The organism is Massilia sp. BGA-UO-ETr-WB1 (assembly GCF_059567845.1).
In genome coordinates this window covers 677,849-700,917 of the sequence record NZ_JCAQOT010000027.1, presented here as the reverse complement: position 1 = coordinate 700,917, position 23,069 = coordinate 677,849, and the positions used below count along the sequence as shown (strand labels likewise).

Sequence of the window (23,069 nt, the reverse complement as noted above, 5' to 3'; positions counted from 1 at the left end):
AAGCTGGAGCGCGGCGGGCACCATTGGAGTTCCGACTATACCCCCTTTTCTTGCCCGCAATGTACGCGAAATGTCACAACGGTGGCCATCGCGTCGGAATCGTTATCGCGTCCCTCACCAGCCACAACAACAGGCGCCTGCCTGCGCCCCCGGACGCGCCGCTGCACAAGGCTGTATAGTTAATAGTTCCCACCACTAACTCCAGCCCGATCGACATGACCTCGTCCGCTCAATCCGATACCACCCTGCCCCTCGACATGATTATTTTCGGCGGGATGGGCGACCTAGCAATGCGCAAGCTGCTTCCCGCGCTGTACATGGCCCACCTGCACGGCAACCTGCCGCCCGCCACCCGCATCATCTCCACGGGGCGCCAGGACTTCGGCCGCGAGGCCTACCTCGCCTTCGTGGAGGAACATTCGCGTTCCTTCATCACCGGCGGCAACTTCACCGAAGAAGCATGGAGCAGCTTCCTGCGCCTGCTGGAGTTCGTCCGCGTGGACGTGCAGCAGGATGGCCTGGCTGCGCTGGCCAGCGTTGCGCGCGCGGGCGCCGAGCGCGTGTTCTACCTGGCCACGGCGCCGTCGCTGTTCACCACCATCTGCGACAAGCTGGCCGCAGCCGGCCTGGTCGACCGCAACGCCCGCGTGGTGCTCGAAAAGCCGCTCGGGCGCGACCTGGCGTCGGCAGTGGAGATCAATGAAGCGGTCGGCAAGCATTTCTCGGAATCGCAGATCTACCGCATCGACCATTACCTGGGCAAGGAAACGGTACAGAACCTGATGGTGCTGCGCTTTGGCAATTCCATCCTGGAACCCCTGTGGCGCGCGCCTAATATCTCCAGCGTCCAGATCACGGTCGCCGAGGAAGTGGGCGTGGGCAGCCGCGCCGGCTTCTACGACAGCGCCGGCGCCATGCGCGACATGGTGCAGAACCACCTGCTGCAGCTGCTGTGCATTATCGCCATGGAGCCGCCCGCATCGCTGGCGCCGGACGCCGTGCGCGACGAGAAGCTCAAGGTACTGCGCTCGCTGCGGCGCTTCAGCCTGGCCGGCATCGCGCGCGACACGGTGCGCGGCCAGTATCTGCGCGGCGCCAACGGCAACCAGGAAGTGCCCGGCTACCTGGAGGAGCCCAATGTGCCGGCCGACAGCAGCACGGAAACCTTCGTGGCGCTGCGCACCTATGTCGACACCTGGCGCTGGTCCAAGGTGCCGTTCTACCTGCGCACCGGCAAGCGCATGCGCAGCCGCTCGTCCAAGATCGTGGTGGAGTTCGCCAACCCGCCGTTCCCGCTGTTCCCCGAGAATCCGGGCGGAGTCGCCAACCGGCTGGTGATCGAGCTGCAGCCGGACGAAGCGATCAAGCTGCAGGTGATGGCCAAGCAGCCCGGCAGCGGCATGAAAATGCAGCAGGTGGCGCTGAACCTGGATTTGCAGTCCGCTTTCACCGAGCGCCGCGCCGAAGCCTACGAGCGCCTGCTGATCGACGTGGTGCGCGGACGCCTCACCCACTTCATGCGGCGCGACGAACTGGAAGCGGCGTGGGAATGGGTGGAGCCCATCATCAACGGCTGGGGCACGCTGGCCGAGAAGCCGAGCCCTTACGCGGCCGGCACCTGGGGCCCGTCCGAATCGTTCGCACTACTGGCGCGGGACGGGTTTGCCTGGGTTGAATAGCCGGTTCTGAGGTTGCGCCCGGGCCGGGCGCAACCTCAAAGCGGGTGTTCTTTCCTTGCTTATTTCGATATTTAGCTAATAATCACATTATGAGCCAGGTATTCAAAGCCCTTTCCGATCCCACCCGCCGGCGGGTGTTGCTGCTGCTGCGCAAGGGGCCGATGAGTGCCGGCGAACTGAGCGACCAATTCAATGTCTCCAAGCCGACCATGTCGGCGCACTTTGCGGTACTGAAGGAGGCCGACCTGGTGCACGCGGAAAAGGCCGGCAAGTCTGTCATCTATCACTTGAAGCTCTCGGTGCTCGAAGAAGCGCTGCTGGGCTTCGTCCAATCGTTTGGCCTGGGCGATGCGCCACAGGAAACCAAGAAAGGGCACGCAAATGAATAAAGAGATGATTGCGAACCTGGCCTGGGGCGCCGGCACGGTGGTCATTGCGCTCCTCGCCACCCTGGCGCGCAAGCTGGGCTATATCGACGGCGACACGGTCACCAGGATCGTCATCGCCGTCAACGGACTCATGATCGCCTGGTTTGGCAACCGCATGCCCAAAGCCTTCGTCCCATGCGCCTGGGCTCGCCAGGTGAGGCGGGTTGGTGGCTGGTCGCTGGTGGTGAGCGGGCTCGTCTACGCCGGACTGTGGGCCTTCGCCCCGATTCCAGTCGCCATCACGGTGGGCTGCGGCGCCGTTGTGGCGGGCATTGCGGTTACGCTGGGCTATTGCTTTGCAGTGCGGGCCAGGGAGAAGACGGGCTGATTCCACGGCGGGCGGGGCCGGGTGCGGAAACACCGTACGATTTCCTCACACAATAGTTGCAAATTGAAGTATTCTTTTCGACAATTTCCAACTCGCGTGTTGCCCGCCTCCTTGAAAGGAACCGCCTTGTTCCACTCGCCCTCACTGCGCGCGCCCTCCCCGGCCAGCCCCTCCCCTGCGCGCTATATCCACACGTTGCTGGCGGGCCTGTGCGCCCTGCTGCTGTCCGGCTGCGCCAACCTCGGCGCGATCCAGGAATTCGCCAAGACGTCGGCCGACAGCGCCGCGTACACCCAGCTGACCGACGAATACGTCAACAGTCCGCAAACCAGCAAGCTCTACACGCTGGAAGGCGACGTCAACGAACGCACCCGGCTGGACGCCCTGGCGGCTGAGCGCAAGCCACAGGCGGCCCGGCTGCTGCTCATGCACCAGGCCCTCGCAGGCTACATGGCCGCCGTCGGCGAGCTGGCCGCCGACGACCTTGCCGAGGCCGACACGGAACTGGATCGCATGTTCGACGCCGCAGTGAAAGCGAACTACGTCGACGAAACAACGGGGGCGCCGCTGCGCAGCATCACAAAAATCCTCACCGAGGCCGCGCTGAACGGCTACCGGCAACGGGAGCTGAACAAGGTGATCGGGGCTGCGAACGCGCCGCTGCAGCAGCTCATTGCGCACCAGCTGGTGCTCATGGAAGGCTATGGCCAGTCGCTCGCCAACGAGCGCGCCATGCAGGTGCGGCACCAGCGCGTGCTGCACGCCATGGCGCGCGAGAAGGGCCGCGAACCGGTGGCCGCCGAGCTGATCTGGGAGCGCAGCAACCTCACCGCCGTGCAATTCGCCCAGCGCGAAATGGCTTTGCCGAAATACGTGGAAACCTTGAAGCAGATCGCAGCGGGACACCAGGCGCTGTATGACAACCGCGACCGCCTGTCGAACAAGGAAGTGGCAGCGCAGATCAAGCGCTACACCAAGCGCATCCAGGCCGCGCTCAAGGCCGCGCGCACGCCCAGCGATGCCGCCGCGCCGGCCGCCGCCAAACCATAAAGGATCCCGCAATGACCACCACTACCCTGACGGCACAACACGCGCTGGAACTGGCGCGCAGCTTCAGAGAAGCATCGACCGCGCTGGGCGATTATCTGTACGCGCCGGCCAACTGGTCGTCGCTGCCGGAGGCGGAGCGCGACACGCTGCGCTCGCTTGAAGTGACGTTGCTCAACGTGGCGACCGACCTGGTCACCCAAGCCGTCGGCAAGGTGCTTGACGACGCGCAGCAAAGCGTGGACGACCTGCTGGCGGTCACCCAACAAGCCAAGGACGCGATCAAGCGGATCGATGATGTGAAAGCAGGCATCGCCATCGCAACCGCGCTGATCGGCCTCGCCGCGGCGATCTCGGCCGGCAGCGCCGGTGCGATTTTCGGTGCATTCAAGTTGGTCAAGGACACGATGGGGGCCAAGCCGGCGAAGGCCGGCAAAGAAAAAACCGAGGCCAAGAAGAAAGCGGCTGAGCCCGCAGCCGCCAAGGCCAAGAAGAGCAAAAGCAAGTAGCGTCGGCCGCAGCCATCCGACGCAACCGGTTTTGTTGGCACTGTTCCTGCAGCGCACTTCGCACTTGTCACACAAAATCCGGCTCAGGCCACCTTTCTTAACGCATCCAGCAGGCGGACGTAGACCTGTCCGCTGAACAACGGCCGGGCGGTGCGCACGATGCCGGCACTGAAAACGCCGCCGTCCTCACCGAACTGCACGGTGGCTTCGATCTTGCCGGCCGGATGTTCGATCGCCAGCGCACGCTCCTGGCCCCGCCCGCCCGGGGCCAGCAGTGCCGCCACGCTGCCGGGAATGCAGCACGCCGCCGCAACGCAAGTGGCGCCGGTGACGGCGTGCGCCGCGTGGCAATTCCAGGGCACGAAATAGCGCGAACTGATGCTGCCGCCGAAGCGCGGTGCACCCAGCAGCGCCAGCTTGGGCAACACCTTGCCGGTGACATCGCCCATCCCCATCAGCCTGGCCGCCTTCAGGCGCAGCTGCTCCAGCCGCGCCAGCAGCGCCGCGTCGGCGTCCAGTTCGGCCTTGCTTTCGTGGCCGGTCTTGCCGAGCGAGGCTGCAGCGATCAGCACCATGGGCGTGGTGAAGTCGACGCAGGACAACGGCACCCCGTCGACCACATCCAATGCGCGCCCGGTCGGCAGCAGCGCGCCGGTCTTGGCGCCGGCGGCGTCCAGGAAGTTGAGCTGCACGCCGGCGCCGGTGCCCGGTACCCCATCGACGCGCACATCGCCCTCGTAGGTCACGCACCCGTGCGGCGTCTGCACCACCGCCTCGATCACCTTGCCTGTGTTGATGTTGAAGATGCGCACCCTGGTGGCGGGTCCGGTCACACGCACCAGCCCGCGCTCAATGGCGAAAGGCGCTACCCCGGCCAGCATGTTGCCGCAGTTGGGACCGGTGTCCACCGTGTTCTCGGTCAGCGACACCTGCGCGAACAGGTATTCGACGTCGATGCCCGGCCTGGAGGAGCCACCCACGATGACCGCCTTGCTGGTCAGGGTACTGCCCCCGCCAATGCCGTCAATCTGGCGCGCATCGGGCGAGCCCATCGCTGCCAGCAAAGTCTGGTCGCGCAGGCCGGGGTCGGAAGGCAGGTCGCTGGCGAGGAAGAACGGCCCTTTGGAAGTGCCGCCGCGTATTAGCATACAAGGGATGGAAGTGAGCATAATGGTCCTGAGACAAGTGAAGTGGCAGTGGGCACCATCCTAAAGAAGCTCGAGCTTGCTGTTAATTGCATTATTTGACTGGATTGATGCCCTGAACACATCAAACAATTGATGTGCCGGATGCATTAATGGAACGGGATTTTGCACTTTACAGATCAGTGAGCGTGCCCGAAACTGCCCCCATACACCGCAGCGGGCCGCCAGCCCAAGGCGACAAATAAAGGAGATGAAAATGAAGAAATCACCGGCGATCCATCGCTCGCTCTACTTCCAGGTGCTGATGGCCGTTGCGGCGGGTATCGTCGTTGGCCACCTGTGGCCGGAGTTCGGCGCAGGGCTCAAGCCGCTAGGCGACGCGTTCGTCAAGCTGATCAAAATGATGATCGCGCCCATCGTGTTCTGCACCATCGCACTAGGCATCGCCAACATGAGCGACATGAAGGGGGTGGCGAAAACCATGGGCAAGGCCATGGGCCTGTTCTATGCGCTCACCATCATCGCCCTGATGACCGGCCTGGCGGCCGTCTACCTGATCCAGCCCGGGGTCGGCATGAATGTGGATCCGTCCCTGCTTGATCCCGGCGTGGCCGCGAAGTACATGAAGAACGGCGCGCCGACCGGCTTTGTGCCCTTCCTGATGCATATCATTCCCACCACCTTCTTCGGCGCCTTCGCCGAAGGCGAGGTGCTGCCGGTACTGCTGCTGGCGATCCTGATAGGCTTCGCCTTATCGCGCGCCGGGAAGGCAGGCAAGCCGGTGCACGAGGGTATCGAGGCGTTCTCGCACGTGCTGTTCATCGTGTTCGGCTTCCTGATGAAGCTCGCGCCCCTGGCCGCCTTCGGCGCCATGGCATTCACGGTCGGCAAATACGGCGTCAAGTCGATCAGTTCACTGGGCACGCTGATCGGCACCTTCTACGTGGCCTGCCTGTTCTTCGTCTTCATCGTGCTCGGCACGCTGGCGCGGCTGCACGGCTTCAGTCTGTTGAAGGTGCTGCGCTACTTCAAGGACGAGCTGATCGTCGTGCTGGGCACATCCTCGACCGAGCCGGTGTTGCCGCGCATGCTGCAGAAGCTGGAACAGCTCGGCTGCAAGAAAAACGTCTCCGGGCTGGTGCTGCCGATGGGCTACTCATTCAACCTGGACGGCACGGCGATCTACCTGACGCTGGCCAGCGTGTTCATCGCGCAGGCCTGCAATATCCAGCTGTCGACCGGCCAGATCCTGGCCATGCTGGCGATCATGCTGCTCAGTTCCAAGGGCGCGGCCGGCGTGACCGGCAGCGGCTTCGTGGCGCTGGTTGCGACGCTGACGGTCATGCCGGAGATCCCGGTGGCGGGCGTGGCCCTGATCGTCGGCATCGACCGCTTCATGTCCGAGGCACGCGCCCTGACCAGCCTGGTCAGCAACGCCGTCGCCAGCGTCGTGGTCTCCCTCTGGGAAGGCGCTTGCGACCGTAGCGTCCTGCAGCGCGAGCTGGACAGCGGCTTCGTCGAGGCCGCGCCGGCCGCCAAGTCGGCCGCCGAGCCCGTCCGCCAGCCGGCCGAGCAGCAGACAGTCCCGCTGCGCGCCGTGGTTTAAGCCGCCACCTGGCCGCTAGCGCGCGGCCAGGTCGTCTCGATCAAGTCGTACAGTTTGCGCGCGGCCGGCGTCAGCTCGTGGCCGCGGCGCCGTATCAGCCCCACATTTCGTTCCACCGCAGGTTCCACCAGCGCCACCATGGCCAAGGTCGCATGTTCGCCCTGCGGCATGGACAGGCGCGGCACCACCGCCACGCCCAGTCCCGCTTCGACCAGCCCCAGCAATGTAGAAACGTGTTTGGCCTCGAAGCACCAGCTCGGCCGCACATTGGAATTCGCCAGCGCCAGATCGACCAGCAGCCGGTTGCCACTGCTCTTGTCGACCGTCATGAAATCATATTGTGTCAGCTCCGCCCAAGCCACCTGCTTCAGGCCCGCCAGCGGGTGGTCGCGATGGCAGGCCACCACGAAAGGCTCCTTCAAGATGACCTGGAAGTCGATTTCGGGTTCCTGGGTACCGATGATGTTGATACCGAAGTCCGCCTCCCCGCGCGCCACGCTCTCGAGCGCGGCGTTGGCGCTGTCGTCGACGATGCGCACGCGGATGCGCGGATACTGCTCGTGGAAGGTACGCAGCACCTTGGGCAGGAAGTAATACACGGCCGACGGCACGCAGGCGATCACCACTTCACCCAGCTGCGACGCGGCCACGGCGTGCATGCTCAGTAAAGAATTCTCCAGGTCGTTGAGCAGGGTGCGCGCCTTGTGCGAAAAGTCGCGCCCGACCGCCGTCAGGCTGACGCTGCGGGTGGTGCGTTCGAACAGCCGCACGCCCAGCGCCAACTCCAGCTTCTCCACGCGCCGGCTCAAGGCGGGCTGGGACAGGTGGATGGAATCGGCAGCCGCACGGAAACTGTTTAACTCCGCCACGGCCACAAAGGCGCGCAGATCGGCCAGATCGAAATTCATGTTCATAACGCATTAATCCTAAGGAATTTTGCAATATACAGATCAATACGGTAGCGCGAAACTGTATCCATTGCAAGCGGCCGGATAGCCGTACGACACCAAAGGAGGAGAACAATGAATCTTGCAGACTGGATTGGCGCCAGCGAAACGGCGACCGATATCCTGACCGCCACGCCCTGCGCCGCGCTGGCCGCAACGCTGGACCGGCCGGCCGAACGCCCGCCGGCTGGAACCGTCCTGCCGCCGCTGTGGCACTGGCTCTACTTCCTGCCGCTGTACCGGCAGTCCGAGGTGGGCGCCGATGGCCATGCGAAGCGCGGCGCCTTCCTGCCGCCGGTCGCGCTGCCGCGCCGCATGTGGGCCGGCGGCCGGTTCACCTTCCATGCGCCGCTGCGCATCGGCGACGAGGTGACGCGCACCTCCACCATCGACGACGTGACGGAGAAGGAGGGCCGGACCGGCAAGCTGGTTTTCGTCAAGGTACGGCATGAGGTGCGCCGCCACGGCCAGAGCGAACCGGCGCTGACCGAGTTCCACGACATCGTTTACCGCGAGGCGGCGCTGCCGGATGCGCCCGCGCCGGTCCCTGTCGCGGCCCCTGCGCGCGCGCACTGGGAACGCAAGGTCGTGCCCGACGACGTGCTGCTCTTCCGCTATTCCGCCCTCACCTTTAACGGCCACCGCATCCACTACGACCGGCGCTATGTGACGGAAATCGAAGGCTACCCTGGCCTCGTGGTGCACGGTCCGCTGGTCGCCACGCTGCTGCTCGACCTGCTGCGCGAGCACATGCCCTCCGCCGTCGTGCGCAGCTTCGAGTTCCGCGCCTTGCGCCCGGTGTTCGACATCCACCATTTCTCCATCTGCGGCGAGCCGCTGGCCGATGGCCGGGTGCGCCTGTGGGTCCGCGATCACGAAGGCTGGCTGACGATGGATGCCGTCGCAACCCTGGGCAACGCGGACCGGAGCGCGTCATGAGGCCGCTCGAAGGCATCACTGTCGTCACCCTGGAGCATGCGATCGCGGCGCCGTTCGCCACCCGCCAGTTGGCCGACCTCGGCGCGCGGGTCATCAAGATTGAACGCCCCGGCGTGGGCGATTTCGCGCGCGGATACGACGAGCGGGTGCGCGGCATGGCTTCGCATTTCGTATGGACCAACCGCTCCAAGGAGAGCCTGACGCTCGACGTCAAGCATCCCGAAGCGCAAACGATACTGCAGCGCCTGATCCTGGAACAGGCCGACGTCCTGGTGCAGAACCTGGCGCCGGGCGCGGCCGCGCGGCTCGGCCTGTCGTACGCGGCGCTGTCCGTGACCAAGCCCTCGCTGATCGTGTGCGACATCTCCGGCTACGGCAACGACGGCCCCTACCGCGACAAGAAAGCCTACGACCTGCTGATCCAGAGCGAAGCGGGATTCGTGTCGGTGACCGGCAGCGCGGACGAGCCGGCCAAAGCCGGCCCTTCAATCGCCGACATTTCGGCCGGCATGTACGCCTACAGCAACATCCTGGCCGCGCTGCTGGAACGCGGCAAGACCGGGCGCGGCCGGCACATCGACATCTCGATGCTCGAATCGCTGGTGGAGTGGACCAGCTATCCGCTGTACTACGCCTTCGATGGCGCCGCGCCGCCGCCGCGCACCGGCGCCAGCCACGCAACCATCTACCCCTACGGGCCGTTTCCCGCCGGCGACGGCAAGACCGTCATGCTCGGCCTGCAAAACGAGCGCGAATGGGCGCTGTTCTGCGACAAGGTGCTGCGGCAGCCAGGGCTCACCGCCGATCCGCGCTTCGCCAGCAACCCGAAACGCAGCGCGGCGCGCGCCGAACTGCGCGCCCTCATCATCCACGCCTTTGCCGGACTGACGGCGGCCCAGGTGGTGGAGCGGCTGGACCAAACCCAGATCGCCAACGCCAACGTCAACACGATGCATGAGGTGTGGGCGCATCCTCAGCTGCGCGCGCGCGGCCGCTGGACCGAGGTGGACACCCCGGCCGGCGCCATCCCCGCGCTGCTGCCGCCGGGTTCATGGGACGAGCGCCAGCCGCGCATGGACCCGGTGCCCGCGCTCGGGCAACACACAGAGGCACTGCTGACCGAACTCGGCTACGCCCCGCAGCGGGTCGCCCAACTGCGCAGCGAGCAGGCCATATGAGCGCCGCCTTCGCGCCCGCCCCGCGCAGCGACCTGTTTGTGCCCGGCAACCGCCCAGCGCGCTCCCCCAAGGCCTTCGAGGCTGGCGCCGGTGCGGTCGTGGCCGACCGCCCGGTGCCACTCCGCGCCAACGCCATCCCGGCCCGCCACACCGCGTGACCGGCCGACGCGATTTCATCAACCAATCAGGAGAATCATGATGCCCGCAACGATAGTGGACTCGGCAATTTTTGGAGACATCTTCAGTACCGCCGCGATGCGGCAAATCTGGTCGGACGAGAACCGTACCCGGAAGTACCTCGACATCGAGGCCGCGCTGGCCCGGGTCCAGGGGCGGCTGGGCATGATTCCGCAGGAGGCGGCCGATGAAATCGTGCGCAACTGCGTGCTCGACAAGATCGACATGGCCAAGCTGGCTGAACAAACCAGGCGCATCGGCTACCCGGTACTCGGCGTGGTCTCGCAGATCAATGCCCTCTGCCGCGACAAACTGGGCGAATACTGCCACTGGGGCGCGACCACGCAGGACATCACCGACACGGCCACCGTGCTGCAAATGCGCGAGGCGCTGGACCTGGTGGACACCGAGCTGGCCGCCATCTCGGCCGCCATGGCCGCCCTGGCCGAGCGCCACCGCGACACGCCGATGATAGGACGCAGCAACCTGCAGCAGGCGGTGCCGATCACCTTCGGCTACAAGGTCGCCGGCCTGCTGAGCGCGGTCGAACGCCATCGGGAACGGCTGGCGCAGCTGCGCCCGCGCGTGCTGGTGGGCGAGTTCGCGGGCGCATCCGGCACGCTCGCCTCGCTGGCCACGGACGGCCTGGAGACGCAGGCCGCCCTGATGCGGGAGCTGGGGCTGGGCCAGCCGGACATCGCCTGGCACACCATCCGCGACAACATTGCCGAGGCCGGTTGCTTCCTGGGCCTGGTCACCGGCACGCTCGGCAAGTTATCGACCGACGTCAAGCTGATGATGCAGACCGAGGTCGGCGAGGTGTACGAGCCCTTCGCCCATGGGCGCGGTTCGAGCAGCACCATGCCGCAAAAGCGCAATCCCATTTCGTCCTGCTACATCCACGCCTGCGTCAGCGTGGTGCGCCAGCATGTGGCCGCCCTGCTGGACGCCAACGTGGCCGATCACGAGCGTTCCACCGGGCCTTGGGAAATCGAATGGATCGTGCTGCCGGAAATGTTCTGCCTGGCCGCCGGCGCGCTGGCCCAATCGCGCTTCGTGCTCGAGGGCCTGGAGGTGGACGCGGCGCGCATGCGCGCCAATCTCGACCTGACCCAGGGGCTGGTGGTGTCCGAGGCCGTGATGATGGGCCTTGGCCCCTATCTGGGCCGCGAGTATGCGCACGACCTGGTGTACGACATTTGCCGCGTTGCAATCAAGGAGGACCGTCCGCTGCTCGACCTGCTGGCTGAAAATCCAGAAATCACCCAGCACCTGGACCGCGCCGCGCTGGCCGCACTTTGCGACCCCGGCAATTACCTGGGCCTGTCCGGCGAAATGGTCGACCGGGTGCTGCGCAGCAGAAGCAAGCGCGGTGCTGCGGCCTGAATCCGCAGCGCAGCACGGCAAGCGGCCACATGGCCCCTATCCATAACTATAAAGTGAGACATGAAATGAACAAATCCCTTTTCGCCCTGGCCCTGGCCGCCCTGGCGCCGGCAAGCACGCTGGCGCAGAGCAACGTCACGGTGTACGGCGTGGTCGATGCCGGCCTGGTGCGCGAGAGCGGCGCCGCCACCGGCCCCGTCAGCAATCTCAGCAGCGGCATTGCCTCGGGCTCGCGCCTGGGCTTCAAAGGCAAGGAGGATCTCGGCGGCGGAATGGCAGCGGTGTTCCTGCTGGAGAACGGCTTCAACGCCGACACCGGCGCGGCCGGCCAAGGCGGCCTGCTGTTCGGACGCCAGGCTTTCGTGGGCCTCACCGGACGCCTCGGCTCCGTCACCCTGGGCCGCCAGTACTCGCCCTACTACAAGACCCTGCGCGACGTGGGCGACCCGTTCGGCGCCGTCAGCATGGCCGGCCGCTCCGGCAATCTGCTCGCCACCAATACCCGCACCGACAACATGGTGGAGTACCTCAGTCCGACGTTCGGCGGCGTGCGCGCCGACCTGGCCTACGGCGCAGGCGAAACCGCCGGCGACAGCTCGAAGAACCGCACCCTCAGCGGATCGCTTGGCTATGCCGGCGGACCGCTGAGCGTGCAGCTGGCATACCACCGGATCGACAACGCAACGGCGACCGACGCCACCCGCAACGCTTTGCTGGCGGCCAATTACAACGCCGGCTGGATCACCGCCTATGTTTCCTACGCGGTCAACAAGGGCACCGGCACGGCGCGCAGCAACGATCTGGTCGCAGGCGTGTCACTGCCGGCGGGCGCCGGCAAACTGCTCTTGTCCCATGTACGGCATGACGACCAGGCCGCCGTCAACCGGGACGCATCCCAATGGGGTATCGCCTACCTCGTCCCGCTGTCCAAGCGCACCGACGTCTATGCCGCTTACGCAGCGATCGACAATCGCAACGGCGCCGCGTTCAAGGTGGGCAACGCCACCGACAAAGGCAACGGGGACAAGGCATTCAATCTCGGCATCCGCCACAACTTTTAATAAAAATTCATAACCAGGAGACTGTCATGCACTTCACGCCCTTCCCCCACCAGCTTCGCCAGGCAGCGGCCGCCGCCGCGCTCATCGCCATGCCGATGTTCGCGACGGCCCAGGACTATCCTAAACGCGCCATCACCTTGATCGTGCCGTACGCGGCCGGCGGCGGCACCGACAACGTCGCGCGCGCCTTGGCAAAAGGCATGTCGGACAGTCTGAAGCAAGCCGTCGTGGTCGACAACCGTGGCGGCGGCGGCGGCGCCATCGGCTCCAAGCTGGCGGCCAAGTCGGACCCGGACGGCTACACCTTGCTGTTCGTCAGCTCCTCGTTCGTGACCCACGCGGCCACCGAAGCCAAACCGTCTTACGACGTCATAAAGGACTACGCACCCATCGCGATGATAGGCCGTGCACCACTGATCCTGGTGGCGCACAAGAGCGTGGCGGCGAAGACGGTTCCGCAGTTGATCGATGCGGCCAAGAAGCGGCCGGAAGGCCTGAACTTCGCCTCCTCCGGGCCCGGCACCGTGCTGCATCTGGCCGGGGAATTGTTCAAGATGCGCACCGGGGCCAACATGACGCACGTTGCGTACAAGGGCAGCGGGCCCGCCACGGCGGACCTGCTCGCCGGCCGCACGCAGATCTTCTTCACGACCGTTCCGGCCATGGCACAGCACGTCAAGACCGGCGCGGTCGACCTGCTGGCCGTCACCGGCGAACGGCGCTCGCATCTGTTCCCCGAAGTCCCGACCGTTTCCGAGTCCGGCGTCCCGAACTACCGCATCACCACCTGGTGGGGCGTGCTTGCCCCGGCCAAGACGCCCTTGCCCATCATAGAAAGGCTGAACAAGACCATCAACGAACTCGCCGCAACCGAGGCCATGCGGGCGCGCCTGATCAGCGAAGGCGCCACGCCGCACTCCGGCACGCCCGCGCAATTCGGCACCCTGCTGGGCACCGAACTCTCGCTGTGGCAAGAGGTCGCCAAGGCGTCCAACCTCAAGGGCGTCAACTAGGCGCCCGGCGTAGAAGAAAAGGAGACACATCATGCGATCATTCATTCGCAGCCCGAAGGACTTCTGGTCGGGGATCATGTTCCTGGCCATAGGACTGGCGACCGTGATCATCGCCCGCGAATACCCCATGGGCAGCGCCGGGCAAATGGGGCCAGGCTATTTCCCGACCGTGCTGGGCTGGCTGCTGGCCGCGATCAGCGCCATCACGCTGGTCGGCTCATTCAGCACGCCTGGCCAGCCGATGGAACGCTTCGCCTACAAGGACATGCTGCTGATACTGGGCTCGGTACTGTTGTTCGGCCTGCTGGTCCGGGGCGCCGGACTGGCCTGTGCCATTCCCGTGCTGGTCATCGTCAGCGCACGCGCCAGCAGCAAATTTCGATGGGGTCCCGCGCTCGCCCTGGCCTTCGGTTCAGCCGTCTTTTGCGTGCTGTTGTTCGTAAAGGCCCTGGGCCTGCCGCTGCCCATCGTGGGCCCGTGGTTCGGCGTCTGACAGGAGAGCGACATGGAAGTACTTAACAACCTCGCCATGGGTTTCGAGACGGCGCTCACCTTCAGCAACCTGATGTACTGCCTGATCGGCGTATTTGTCGGCACCGCCGTAGGGGTGTTGCCGGGCCTCGGGCCCACCGCCACCATCGCGATGCTGCTGCCGGTCACCTTCGGACTGCCGCCGGTGTCCTCGCTGATCATGCTGTCCGGGATCTACTACGGCGCCCAGTACGGCGGATCGACCACAGCGATCCTGGTCAACCTCCCCGGCGAGGCGTCATCGGTCGTCACCGCGCTGGACGGGTACAAGATGGCGCGCAACGGCCATGCCGGGCGAGCGCTGGCGACCGCCGCGATCGCCTCGTTTTTCGCGGGAACGGTGGCGACCTTCCTGCTGGCGTGGTTCGCCCCGCCGCTGGCGGAGCTCGCGCTGCAGTTCGGTCCGGCCGAATATTTCTCGCTGATGACGCTCGGCCTGGTGGCGTCCATCGTGCTGGCGCACGGCTCCCTGATCAAGGCGCTAGGCATGGTGGTGGTCGGGCTGATACTCGGCCTGGTCGGCACCGACGTCAATTCCGGCGCGCCGCGTTATACCTTCGACCTGCCGCCGCTGGCCGACGGCATCAACTTCGTCATCGTCGCGATGGGCATGTTCGGACTGGGAGAAATCGTTCGGAACCTGGAGCACGAGGCCACCCGCAGCATGACGATCAAGAAGATCGAAGGCCTGTTCCCGACCAGGGAGGACTTCCGGCGCATGGCGGCGCCGATACTGCGCGGCACCGGACTGGGCGCCGTTCTCGGCATCCTGCCCGGCGGCGGCGCCATGCTGTCGTCGTTCGCCGCGTACTCGATCGAGAAAAAGGTATCGCCGAACAAGGCGCAGTTCGGCCACGGCGCAATCGAAGGCGTGGCCGCGCCCGAGGCAGCCAACAACGCCGGTGCGCAGACCTCGTTTATTCCGATGCTGACTCTCGGCATTCCGTCGAACCCGGTGATGGCGCTGATGATAGGCGCGATGATCATCCAGGGCATCCAGCCCGGCCCGGCCGTGATGACCGAGCAGCCGGCGCTGTTCTGGGGCATCATCGCTTCCATGTGGATAGGGAACTTCTTCCTGATCGTGCTGAACCTGCCGATGATAGGCCTGTGGGTGCGCATGATCATGGTGCCCTACCACTTCCTGTATCCGGCCATCCTGCTGTTCTGCACTATCGGCGTGCTCAGTCTCAACAACAGCGACTTCGACATCTACCTGATGGCCTTGTTCGGGCTGTTTGGCTACGTCTGCGCGAAGCTCGAATGCGAGCCCGCCCCGCTGATGCTGGGTTTCATCATCGGGCCGATGATGGAGGAGTACCTGCGCCGCGCGCTGCTGCTGTCGCGCAGCGATCCGATCGTGTTCTTCGAGCGCCCCATCAGCGCCACGATGCTGGCCATGGCGCTGACCGCGCTGGTGGCCGTCATGCTGCCGGCATTGCGCAAAAAACGGGAGGAAGCCTTCGTTGAGTGAGCCAGGCCGCAGCCTGGCGAAGAAAACCGGCAATCGCCGGTTTTTTTTTATGAACAGAACGAGGTTGCGTTACAACGCTTGAGTCAAATCATTCAGGCGTCCGGTGATTTTCGTATATAGCGAACAATCCGCAATTCCTATACTGGGCTTCCCGATGGCGGATCACCGCGCCGGGCAGACAAAACCATAGTCCATTTCTGGAGGAGCACATATGAAACTGACATACAACGTCAAGCTCGTCATCCCCGCAATGTTGGCCGGTCTTCTGGCCGGCATGCTGGTGGGATGCAGCGGCGGCGACAGCGGCGCCGCCGTCAGCGCGGCGCCGCCCGTCCGCCTCGCGCTCGGGGGCGGCCCGCCGGCCACCAGCTGGACCAGCGTGAAATGGGGCGGCGGCGGCTACGTCACCGGCATCGTCTACCATCCGGGTACCGCGAACCTCGCGTACGCCCGCACCGATATCGGCGGCGCCTACCGCTGGAACGCGGCCACGTCGTCGTGGACGCCCATCACCGACGGTGTGGGGTTCGGCGCGGCCGAGAGCTCCCACCACGGCGTGGAAAGCATTGCCATCGATCCGACCAACGACCAGCGCGTCTACATGGTCACCGGCATGAGCCTCGGCAATGGCAACGGCCGCCTGTACATTTCCAGCAACCGCGGCGGTAACTGGAGCTGGGTCAACCTGCCGTTCCCGGTGGGAGGCAACGATTCCGGCCGGGCCATGGGCGAACGCCTGAAGGCCGACCCCACCAATCCGTCGACGCTGTTCTATGGCTCGCGCACGGCCGGCCTGTGGAAGAGCTCGGACTCCGGCCAGACCTGGGCCCAGGTCACGGGGCTGTCGTCCCACACGATGGCCGCAGGCGGCGCGGCGAAGGGCGTCACGCAGATCATGTTCGACAACTCGAACGTGGGTGGCGGCCAGACGACCTGGATCATGTATGCCGCCGTCGCCCCGGACTACGCCAATGCGGCCGGCCTGACCTCGTCCCTGTACAAATCCGTCAATGGCGGTTTCTCGTGGACCCCGGTCCCGGTCCCGGCGCCGGTGTCAGGCTACCACGTCCCGCACATGGTGCGCGCTGCCGACGGCTATTACTACGTGGCATTCAACCAGGGCGCTGGCGAGGGTGTCAACGGTCCCAGCTACCTCTACAAGTTCGGCGGCGTGGTCTTCAACGGCAGCTGGACCTTGCTCAAGAGCTCCAACAGCAGCGGATTCGGCAGCGTTTCCGTCCACGGTACCGGGTCGACCACCCGCATCGCGCTGGGGATGAGCGGCTGGGCGAACACCAGCCAGCAAGTCCAGTTGTCCGACGACGCCGGCACGACCTGGCGCGAAATCGAGGCCGGCATGCCCCATGCGCAGCCCAACGTTTCCACCGTCGGCTGGGTGGACGACATCGAGATCGATCCGTTCAACCGCGACCACGTCTCGCACGTCTTCGGCGGCGGCATCGTCGAGACCTGGAACGCCTCGGCGCCCACGCCGAGCTGGAGCCTGGCGGTCAACAACCTGGAGGAGACCGCTACCCTGGCAGTCAACACGCCGCCGGCCGGCGCACCATACAAACTGATCAACAGTGCCGGCGACATCGGGACGTGGGTCCAAACGGACCTCGCGACGACGCCAAACAGGGGTCCCAATCCCAATTGGAACAATGGCAATTCGGCCGACATGGCATGGTCCGATCCGCTCTACATTGCCACCGTCGGAGCCGACAATGCCAACGGCCACGTCGGGAAGGGCTACTGGTCCGGCGACGGCGGCACGACCTGGGCCGCGTTCGCCACCCTGCCCGCCGGCGCCAGCGCCGCGGCCAACGCGCGCGAAGCGTCCAATATCGCCGTCACCACGCGCAACAACGCGGTCTGGGCGCCGGCCGATTCGGTGCCGTCCTACACCACCAACAATGGCGCAAGCTGGACCGCGACCAACCTGCCGGCGCTCGCCGTCATCGGCGGATTCCCTCGCGCCTACCGGCTGAAAGTGGACCGCAAGAACCCGAACAAGGTCTACGCCTACGATTCGGGCGGCGCATGGTGGGGCAGCGCGGGCAAGGTTTACGTGTCGACCGACGGCGGCCACAACTTCACGCTGAGCCAGGGTTCAGTGGCGGCCAACCTGCGCGCCAATCCGTGGGGCGTCACCTCGATGGAGGTCAACCCCAACGTCGAGGGCGACATCTGGCTGGCCGATGGCAACGCCGTGTACCACTCGGTCGATTCGGGCGCGACCTGGACCAAGCTGAATAACTTTGCGTCGCTCTGGGGCAATCGTCAAACGTGGGAGTGGCCCGACGTGCAGGGCGCCAGTGTCCTGGCGCTTGGCAAGGCGGCGCCCGGCGCCAGCTACTCGGCCGCAGTGTACGTGGTGGGCGTGGTCAACGGCGTGTGGGGCGTGTACCGCTCCGACGACAACGGCGCCACCTGGTCGCGCTTCAACGACGATGCCCACCAGTTCGGCGGTATCGGCGCGATGGCGGGCGACTGGAACAGCTACGGACGGATCTACGTCAATGGTACCGGGCGCGGCCTGATCTATTCCAACTAGAGCGCGCCTCGAATTGCCCGGGAATTGGCTCGGGGCATGATGCCAATAATCTCCGTTGGGGTGCAGGCGCGATCCGTCGCGCCTGTTGGTTGGGCATCTCGCCCTGCCCTGGTTGCACGGCGGGCGCTGGCCATCTGAGTAGCACCGTTTATGCCGCACACTTATCACAGAAAATCACAACGCGAATAAATAGGAAAGCCGGACAACAAAGCAATCATGCGCTTGTCCGGCCCGCTACTATTGCCTGTCCACCCGCGAGGGGAACCCTGAACAGGAGATGGACATGAAACTTGCAAGATGCGTCGCGCGTGCGCAAGCAGTAGCGCTGGCCTTGTTATTGCCGACGATGGCCCAAGCCGGCTCGTACACGTTCAATTACCTCAACATCATGACGGATTGGCAGTACAGCTCCGGTGGCACGATCTCCGCCATCAACAACAGCAACCAAGTGACGGGGTATGTGAGCTTTGGGCCGGAATTGCCTGGCAGCTCTTTTCTCTACCAGAACCACCGGGCCTCTTACCTCTCAGCCCAGCTTGCCAATATCCATGACATCAACAATGCCGGCGTCATGGCAGGCACAGCGCCAGGGGGAGTGGCCGCGCTGCTGGCCAATGGACAGACGACTACGTTGCTCAACGATGGCCGGTCCTCCACAGCGCTTGCCGTCAACAACCACGGCGTGGCCGTGGGCTACGCCATGAATACCGGCGTGTTCAGCTACCGTGCCATGGTTTACAGCAATGGCGCGGCAACCGAGCTGGGCACCCTGGGCGGCCGCGACTCGTTTGCCACCGACATCAACGACGCGGGCGTGATTGTCGGGAATTCACACGTGGGCGAGAACTATTTCGCCACGCATGCCTTCATTTATGAGGACGGTGTCATGACCGACCTCGGCGTGCCGGCGGGCGCCACATCCAGCTCCGCTTTGAGGGTCAGCGAAGACGGATCGGTGCTCGGTACGGCTTACCTCCCCAATGGCACGGCCAAGAGCTTTCTGTACCACGACGGCGTGACGACCGACCTGAGCGGGATTTTCACGCGCTCGGTGGCCGACATGAACAGTACCGGCACCATACTCGGCGAGTCGAATGAAGGCTTCCTGCTGTACAACAAGCTGGGCCAGGTGGTGAACCTGAGCCTCGAAGTCGCACAAACAAACGGCTCCACGCTCACCCAGGTTTTCGCCATCGGCGACAACGGCACGGTTGGGGCAGAAATCTGCGGCGGTCTCGGCTGCACGCTGGCCCTGATGATTCCGTCACCAGTGCCGGAACCGGAAACGTATGGCATGCTGCTGGCCGGCCTGGGCATGGTCGGCTGGCTGGGCCGCCGCCGCGTCAAGGCGTAGGCGGCGCCGGACAACGCTGCCGCCTTAGTTCGATGCCGGCCGCTGACCAAGTGGAGCGGCTGGCCGCTTACGCATCTCCTTAGGGTGCCTGCGAAGCGCCGACTCGTCGGCGGCAATCTCATCTCTAAGCTCTTTGCTCAAGAAATAGTTCAATGCGGTCCGAATCACAGCGATCGCAGCCAACTTACCAATCCTATCCCAGGTAGGCGCCACTGAAGTTGACAGGATATCAGCGGCAAGCTGTAACTCGAGCGCTAACGTCAGGTAGCGGGCAAATGGTAGCTGTATTGGACCAAAATTGACGTGGCGCGGGGTTCGGGCATACTTGATCAGCCCTGCGATTACAACTAGTACGCCCAAGGCAATCACTAGCGCTCCCAGTGCTTCCACCAGCAGACGAAGCCACTCAACGTATGCACTGACTTGCGCTTCTATATGTTCGAACAACTCATTCTCCTACGTTGGCAGTCTTATATCCCATCATTGTAGAGGCGTGTGAGGAGCACTACATCTCTGAATTTGGCCAGCGTCGCCTACCTCGAATGAAGTAGCCGTGGCATTCCCCGTTTAGACGGACACTTCCGAAAGGTATGATGTCACCTACGGAGGTTTTGTATGAAGCGGGAACGCAGGAATTTCACAGGAGAGTTTAAACGAGAGGCGGTCAGGCTGCCGGTCAGCCAGCGACTACCAAGGCGGGTATCGCCCGAGATCTTGGAATTGGTCCCAATGTGCTTGGCCACTGGTGCCGAGATGCTAAAGGCAATTGCAGCTCGAAATCCAGCGGCACCGAAAAGGTCTCCGTGGAAGAATTTGAGCGTATGCGTCGTGAGCTGGCTAAGGTGAAGACCGAGCGAGGCATATGAAAAAAAGCGCTCGGGTACTTCGCTGCCGTGCCCAAGTGAAGTACACCTTTATCGCCCGCCACCGGGCAGTCTGGCCAACCTGAACCATGTGTCGCCTGCTTGGGGTTTCGGCCAGTGGGTTCTACGATTGGCTTGAACGAGCGCCAAGCAGGCGGCAAATGGAGAACCAGCGACTGCTGCGCGCAATCCGTGTCAGCTACGAGGCACAGCGATAGCACCTATGGTTCTCCACGCGTTGTCAGAGACCTTTGGGATCAAGGCGAGATGAGATTTGCCCTTCGCCGGCCAATTAACGAATCCGATTTAAGAAACCATTATGAACAGCAAGAACCGAGATATTGAGATTGAATTGCTATTTCCTGTTTGGGAGGGTAAATTCCCTGACGATTTTATAGTATTGGGCGGGAATTATTTGCTTGAGGACAGGCGCGAACAGGGCACAGGAATTGTCATTAGTACCGACGCGCCGGTTACCGGCGACGCAAGCGAAGCAATTCGCAATTTCCTCAACCCAATTATTAAGAAGGCGAATGAGATAATGATAAATAACCCCGTCTTGCGGGTTGTTGTTTTCAATCGAGCGGTCACATTATCGATTACAATCGACTGCTTGCCGCTTCTCGTTCAGTTCGGCGCCAAACTCGACGTCATCGTCTACCCGACCTCAGACGACGATGAAACGCCATAGACGATATCTAAATACTGCGGATGTCCCACACCGCGTGTGATCTGCCCTGGCGAAATTAGACACTTCTGAGCGCGAGTTTTTGGTCAATAATTCCTTAACGGGAGGGCTTGACAATGAAACGCAAACATTTTCCGGCGGAACAGATTGTATCCGTGTTGAAGCAGGCCGAACTGCGCATGGCGGTTGGGGACATTGTCCGGCAGCTCGGCATTTCAGAGCAGACCTTTTATCGCTGGAAAAAGCAGTACGGCGGCATGCAATCCGAAGGCGTGCGGGAACTCAAGGTTTTGCAGGACGAGAACGCACGGCTGAAGAAGTTGGTGGCCGAGCTGAGCTTGGACAAGGCGATCCTGCAGGACGTCGCGTCAAAAAAGTGGGACGGCCCGGGCTGAAACGAGTGGTGGTGGCCTACATCATCGATCACTATGGATTGAAACTGGCGCGGGCCTGTCGACTGATCAAGCAAGTGCGCAGCACGCAATATCTGTCGAGCAGGAAGGACCCCAAGCTGGCGCTGCGGCAACGCTTGCGGGAGCTGGCCCAGGTGCGGGTACGTTGGGGCTACAGGCGGTTGCACGTGCTGCTCAAACGCGAGGGCTTCCAGCTGGGCGTCAACCAGACTTACCGCTGGTATTGCTTGGAGCAGTTGCAGTTGCGCGCCTGGCGCAAGAAGCGGCGCAAAAGTGTTGTTGCCCGCCAAGCGCGTATGTAACCGCGACGGGCAAACGACGCGTGGAGCATGGATTTCGTCGCCGACCAACTTGCCGATGGAACCAAGATACGGCTGCTGACGATCATCGACATCTACAGCCGGGAATCCTTGGCCATCGTGGCCGGACATCGCCTCCGTGGCGAGGACGTGGTTGCGGCGCTCAACCGCATCGTTGCAAAACGCGCGCCGCGGTGCCTGTTTGTCGATAACGGCAGCGAATTCTCGGGGCAGATGCTGGACCTGTGGGCCTATCACCACCAGGCCAAGATCGATTTCAGCCGGCCCGGCAAGCCGACCGATAATTGCTACATCGAAACGTTCAACGGATCGCTGCGTGATGAATGCCTCAACGTCCACTGGTTCACTTCCTTGGCCGAGGTTCAAGCCATCGTGGAGGCTTGGCGCGTGGACTACAATGAGATTCGGCCTCACATGGCTCTCAGCGACCAAACCCCTACGGCCTTCGCTCGGAGTACGGTTTCTGAAGGGCTTGAAATGGGCCATTAACCGACCAAATTCTCGTACCCAAAGTGTCCATCGAACCCAAGCGGATCACCTGGTTGGCCCGATCCCGTAACGACCAATCCGCAGAATGGTTGGGTCGCATTGGCGTTGAGCCTATGATCTAATCCGACAACTCACGCAACAGCAACTTCGCTCGCCGGCCATCCTCATAGTTGCGTATTCCGGACCAAAGTGACCACCCGTTCCGCCCAAATCCAGCCGGTGGCCCGGGCGGGTAAACTTTATCGTGGACTCACCTGTACAAAATCGGCCTGACACGGGCTATCAAATGAGTTAGCGTTCCGCATGGAGACAGATCGGCGTCAAAAATCAATGGTGCCGACGATCGCGCCACCTTTCAGGTCGATGCTGAGCGAGCAGTGGAATGAGCTGGCTAAGCTCGACGAACGGATTGCCGCCATCGAAGTGCGACTGCTGGCGTGGTTGCGTCAGGATCACGCGAGTCAAGCGGTTCCCTGCATTCCAGCTCGCCTGATGCCAACTCGACGTCGCCATCCACATCTGCCTGCGCCAATGCGCGCCAGGCGCCCGCGTCAGGCAGCGCGGTCATGGCCGCCCCCCTTCGGGCGCACCGCGCAACGACTGCTCATCGATGCCGCCGTAGCGCATGGAAATGTCACGCGCCGAGCACTCGTCTACGACGTGAGCCGCTGGGGCCGCTTCCAGGATGTTGATGAGAGCGCCCATTATGAGTTCATCTGCCGCCAGGCCGGCGTGCAAGTCATCTATTGCGCTGAACACTTCGTCAACAACGGGTCCCCAATGTACGCCTTGATGAAAGGCGTCAAGCGTATCATGGCGGCGGAATATATCAAAGCGGTTGCTCACCCAAGCTTGGTACGCTCCACCCTTCCCTGGTGCTGGCTATACAGGCTGCGTATCGTGCGGTGACTAAATGAGCAATCGCTAGCCAACTACA

General features: G+C 63.7%; 20 protein-coding genes and 1 pseudogene. 18 read left to right on the top strand and 3 right to left on the bottom strand.

Annotated features, from left to right (window positions below):
- The first annotated feature begins 215 nt into the window (after positions 1–215).
- From zwf to AC56DV_RS30015, 5 genes are all read left to right on the top strand, one after another.
- Positions 216–1,679 carry a glucose-6-phosphate dehydrogenase gene (zwf, locus tag AC56DV_RS30035; protein ID WP_496317864.1) on the top strand — a complete coding sequence of 488 codons (1,464 nt, stop codon included), beginning with the start codon at positions 216–218 and terminating at the stop codon, positions 1,677–1,679.
- Between the two features lie 89 nt (positions 1,680–1,768).
- Positions 1,769–2,068 carry an autorepressor SdpR family transcription factor gene (locus AC56DV_RS30030; protein WP_496317863.1) on the top strand — a complete coding sequence of 100 codons (300 nt, stop codon included), beginning with the start codon at positions 1,769–1,771 and terminating at the stop codon, positions 2,066–2,068.
- On the top strand, positions 2,061–2,435 hold the full coding sequence (locus tag AC56DV_RS30025; RefSeq protein WP_496317862.1) for a hypothetical protein: 375 nt from the start codon (positions 2,061–2,063) through the stop codon (positions 2,433–2,435). Before AC56DV_RS30030 ends, AC56DV_RS30025 begins: the two co-directional genes overlap by 8 nt.
- A gap of 126 nt (positions 2,436–2,561) precedes the next feature.
- Positions 2,562–3,485: a hypothetical protein gene (locus tag AC56DV_RS30020; protein WP_496317861.1), complete on the top strand. Its 924-nt coding sequence runs from the start codon at positions 2,562–2,564 to the stop codon at positions 3,483–3,485.
- Between the two features lie 11 nt (positions 3,486–3,496).
- A complete protein-coding gene (locus AC56DV_RS30015; protein WP_496317860.1) occupies positions 3,497–3,991 on the top strand; it encodes a hypothetical protein in 495 nt (164 codons plus the stop codon).
- A gap of 83 nt (positions 3,992–4,074) precedes the next feature.
- On the opposite strand, the gene AC56DV_RS30010 is transcribed toward AC56DV_RS30015, so the two are convergent.
- Positions 4,075–5,139, bottom strand: a complete 1,065-nt coding sequence (locus tag AC56DV_RS30010) for a 4-oxalomesaconate tautomerase (RefSeq protein WP_496317859.1) — start codon at positions 5,137–5,139, stop codon at positions 4,075–4,077.
- A gap of 253 nt (positions 5,140–5,392) precedes the next feature.
- Here AC56DV_RS30010 and dctA point away from each other — a divergent pair, with 253 nt between their 5' ends.
- Complete coding sequence (gene dctA, locus AC56DV_RS30005) at positions 5,393–6,742, top strand: C4-dicarboxylate transporter DctA (protein ID WP_496317858.1); 1,350 nt, start codon at positions 5,393–5,395, stop codon at positions 6,740–6,742.
- Here dctA and AC56DV_RS30000 read toward each other — a convergent pair.
- Positions 6,739–7,656 (bottom strand): LysR family transcriptional regulator, encoded by a 918-nt coding sequence (locus tag AC56DV_RS30000; protein ID WP_496317857.1) that lies wholly within the window; start codon positions 7,654–7,656, stop codon positions 6,739–6,741. The two genes, dctA and AC56DV_RS30000, sit on opposite strands and share 4 nt — an antisense overlap.
- A 108-nt stretch (positions 7,657–7,764) precedes the next feature.
- On the opposite strand from AC56DV_RS30000, the gene AC56DV_RS29995 reads away from it, so the two are divergent.
- From AC56DV_RS29995 to AC56DV_RS29955, 9 genes are all read left to right on the top strand, one after another.
- Positions 7,765–8,628 carry an HTD2 family dehydratase gene (locus tag AC56DV_RS29995; protein WP_496317856.1) on the top strand — a complete coding sequence of 288 codons (864 nt, stop codon included), beginning with the start codon at positions 7,765–7,767 and terminating at the stop codon, positions 8,626–8,628.
- The gene (locus tag AC56DV_RS29990) at positions 8,625–9,806 is read left to right on the top strand and encodes a CaiB/BaiF CoA transferase family protein (RefSeq protein WP_496317855.1); all 1,182 of its coding nucleotides are present in this window, start codon (positions 8,625–8,627) and stop codon (positions 9,804–9,806) included. The genes AC56DV_RS29995 and AC56DV_RS29990 overlap by 4 nt, the downstream gene beginning before the upstream one ends.
- A gap of 198 nt (positions 9,807–10,004) precedes the next feature.
- Complete coding sequence (gene pcaB, locus AC56DV_RS29985; protein WP_496318503.1) at positions 10,005–11,369, top strand: 3-carboxy-cis,cis-muconate cycloisomerase; 1,365 nt, start codon at positions 10,005–10,007, stop codon at positions 11,367–11,369.
- Between the two features lie 65 nt (positions 11,370–11,434).
- Positions 11,435–12,430 (top strand): porin, encoded by a 996-nt coding sequence (locus tag AC56DV_RS29980; protein WP_496317854.1) that lies wholly within the window; start codon positions 11,435–11,437, stop codon positions 12,428–12,430.
- Between the two features lie 26 nt (positions 12,431–12,456).
- Positions 12,457–13,443 carry a tripartite tricarboxylate transporter substrate binding protein gene (locus AC56DV_RS29975; RefSeq protein ID WP_496317853.1) on the top strand — a complete coding sequence of 329 codons (987 nt, stop codon included), beginning with the start codon at positions 12,457–12,459 and terminating at the stop codon, positions 13,441–13,443.
- A 31-nt stretch (positions 13,444–13,474) separates the two neighbouring features.
- Positions 13,475–13,936: a tripartite tricarboxylate transporter TctB family protein gene (locus AC56DV_RS29970; protein WP_496317852.1), complete on the top strand. Its 462-nt coding sequence runs from the start codon at positions 13,475–13,477 to the stop codon at positions 13,934–13,936.
- 12 nt (positions 13,937–13,948) lie between these two features.
- Complete coding sequence (locus AC56DV_RS29965) at positions 13,949–15,448, top strand: tripartite tricarboxylate transporter permease (RefSeq protein WP_496317851.1); 1,500 nt, start codon at positions 13,949–13,951, stop codon at positions 15,446–15,448.
- Positions 15,449–15,698: 250 nt separating this feature from the next.
- Positions 15,699–18,005, top strand: coding sequence for a dockerin (locus AC56DV_RS29960; RefSeq protein ID WP_496317850.1), 2,307 nt, complete (start codon positions 15,699–15,701; stop codon positions 18,003–18,005).
- Positions 18,006–18,288: 283 nt separating this feature from the next.
- The gene (locus tag AC56DV_RS29955; RefSeq protein WP_496317849.1) at positions 18,289–19,359 is read left to right on the top strand and encodes a PEP-CTERM sorting domain-containing protein; all 1,071 of its coding nucleotides are present in this window, start codon (positions 18,289–18,291) and stop codon (positions 19,357–19,359) included.
- A 24-nt stretch (positions 19,360–19,383) separates the two neighbouring features.
- Here the strand turns inward: AC56DV_RS29955 and AC56DV_RS29950 are convergent, their stop codons facing one another.
- Entirely contained in the window at positions 19,384–19,806 is a 423-nt protein-coding gene (locus AC56DV_RS29950; protein WP_496317848.1) for a DUF1622 domain-containing protein, read from the bottom strand.
- Between the two features lie 735 nt (positions 19,807–20,541).
- Here AC56DV_RS29950 and AC56DV_RS29945 point away from each other — a divergent pair.
- The 3 genes and pseudogenes from AC56DV_RS29945 (at position 20,542) to AC56DV_RS29935 (ending at position 23,041) form a co-directional block, all read left to right on the top strand.
- Positions 20,542–20,913, top strand: coding sequence for a hypothetical protein (locus tag AC56DV_RS29945; protein ID WP_496317847.1), 372 nt, complete (start codon positions 20,542–20,544; stop codon positions 20,911–20,913).
- 113 nt (positions 20,914–21,026) lie between these two features.
- Positions 21,027–22,132, top strand: a pseudogene (locus AC56DV_RS29940) (IS3 family transposase).
- Between the two features lie 330 nt (positions 22,133–22,462).
- Positions 22,463–23,041, top strand: a complete 579-nt coding sequence (locus tag AC56DV_RS29935; RefSeq protein WP_496317846.1) for a recombinase family protein — start codon at positions 22,463–22,465, stop codon at positions 23,039–23,041.
- Positions 23,042–23,069 lie beyond the last annotated feature (28 nt).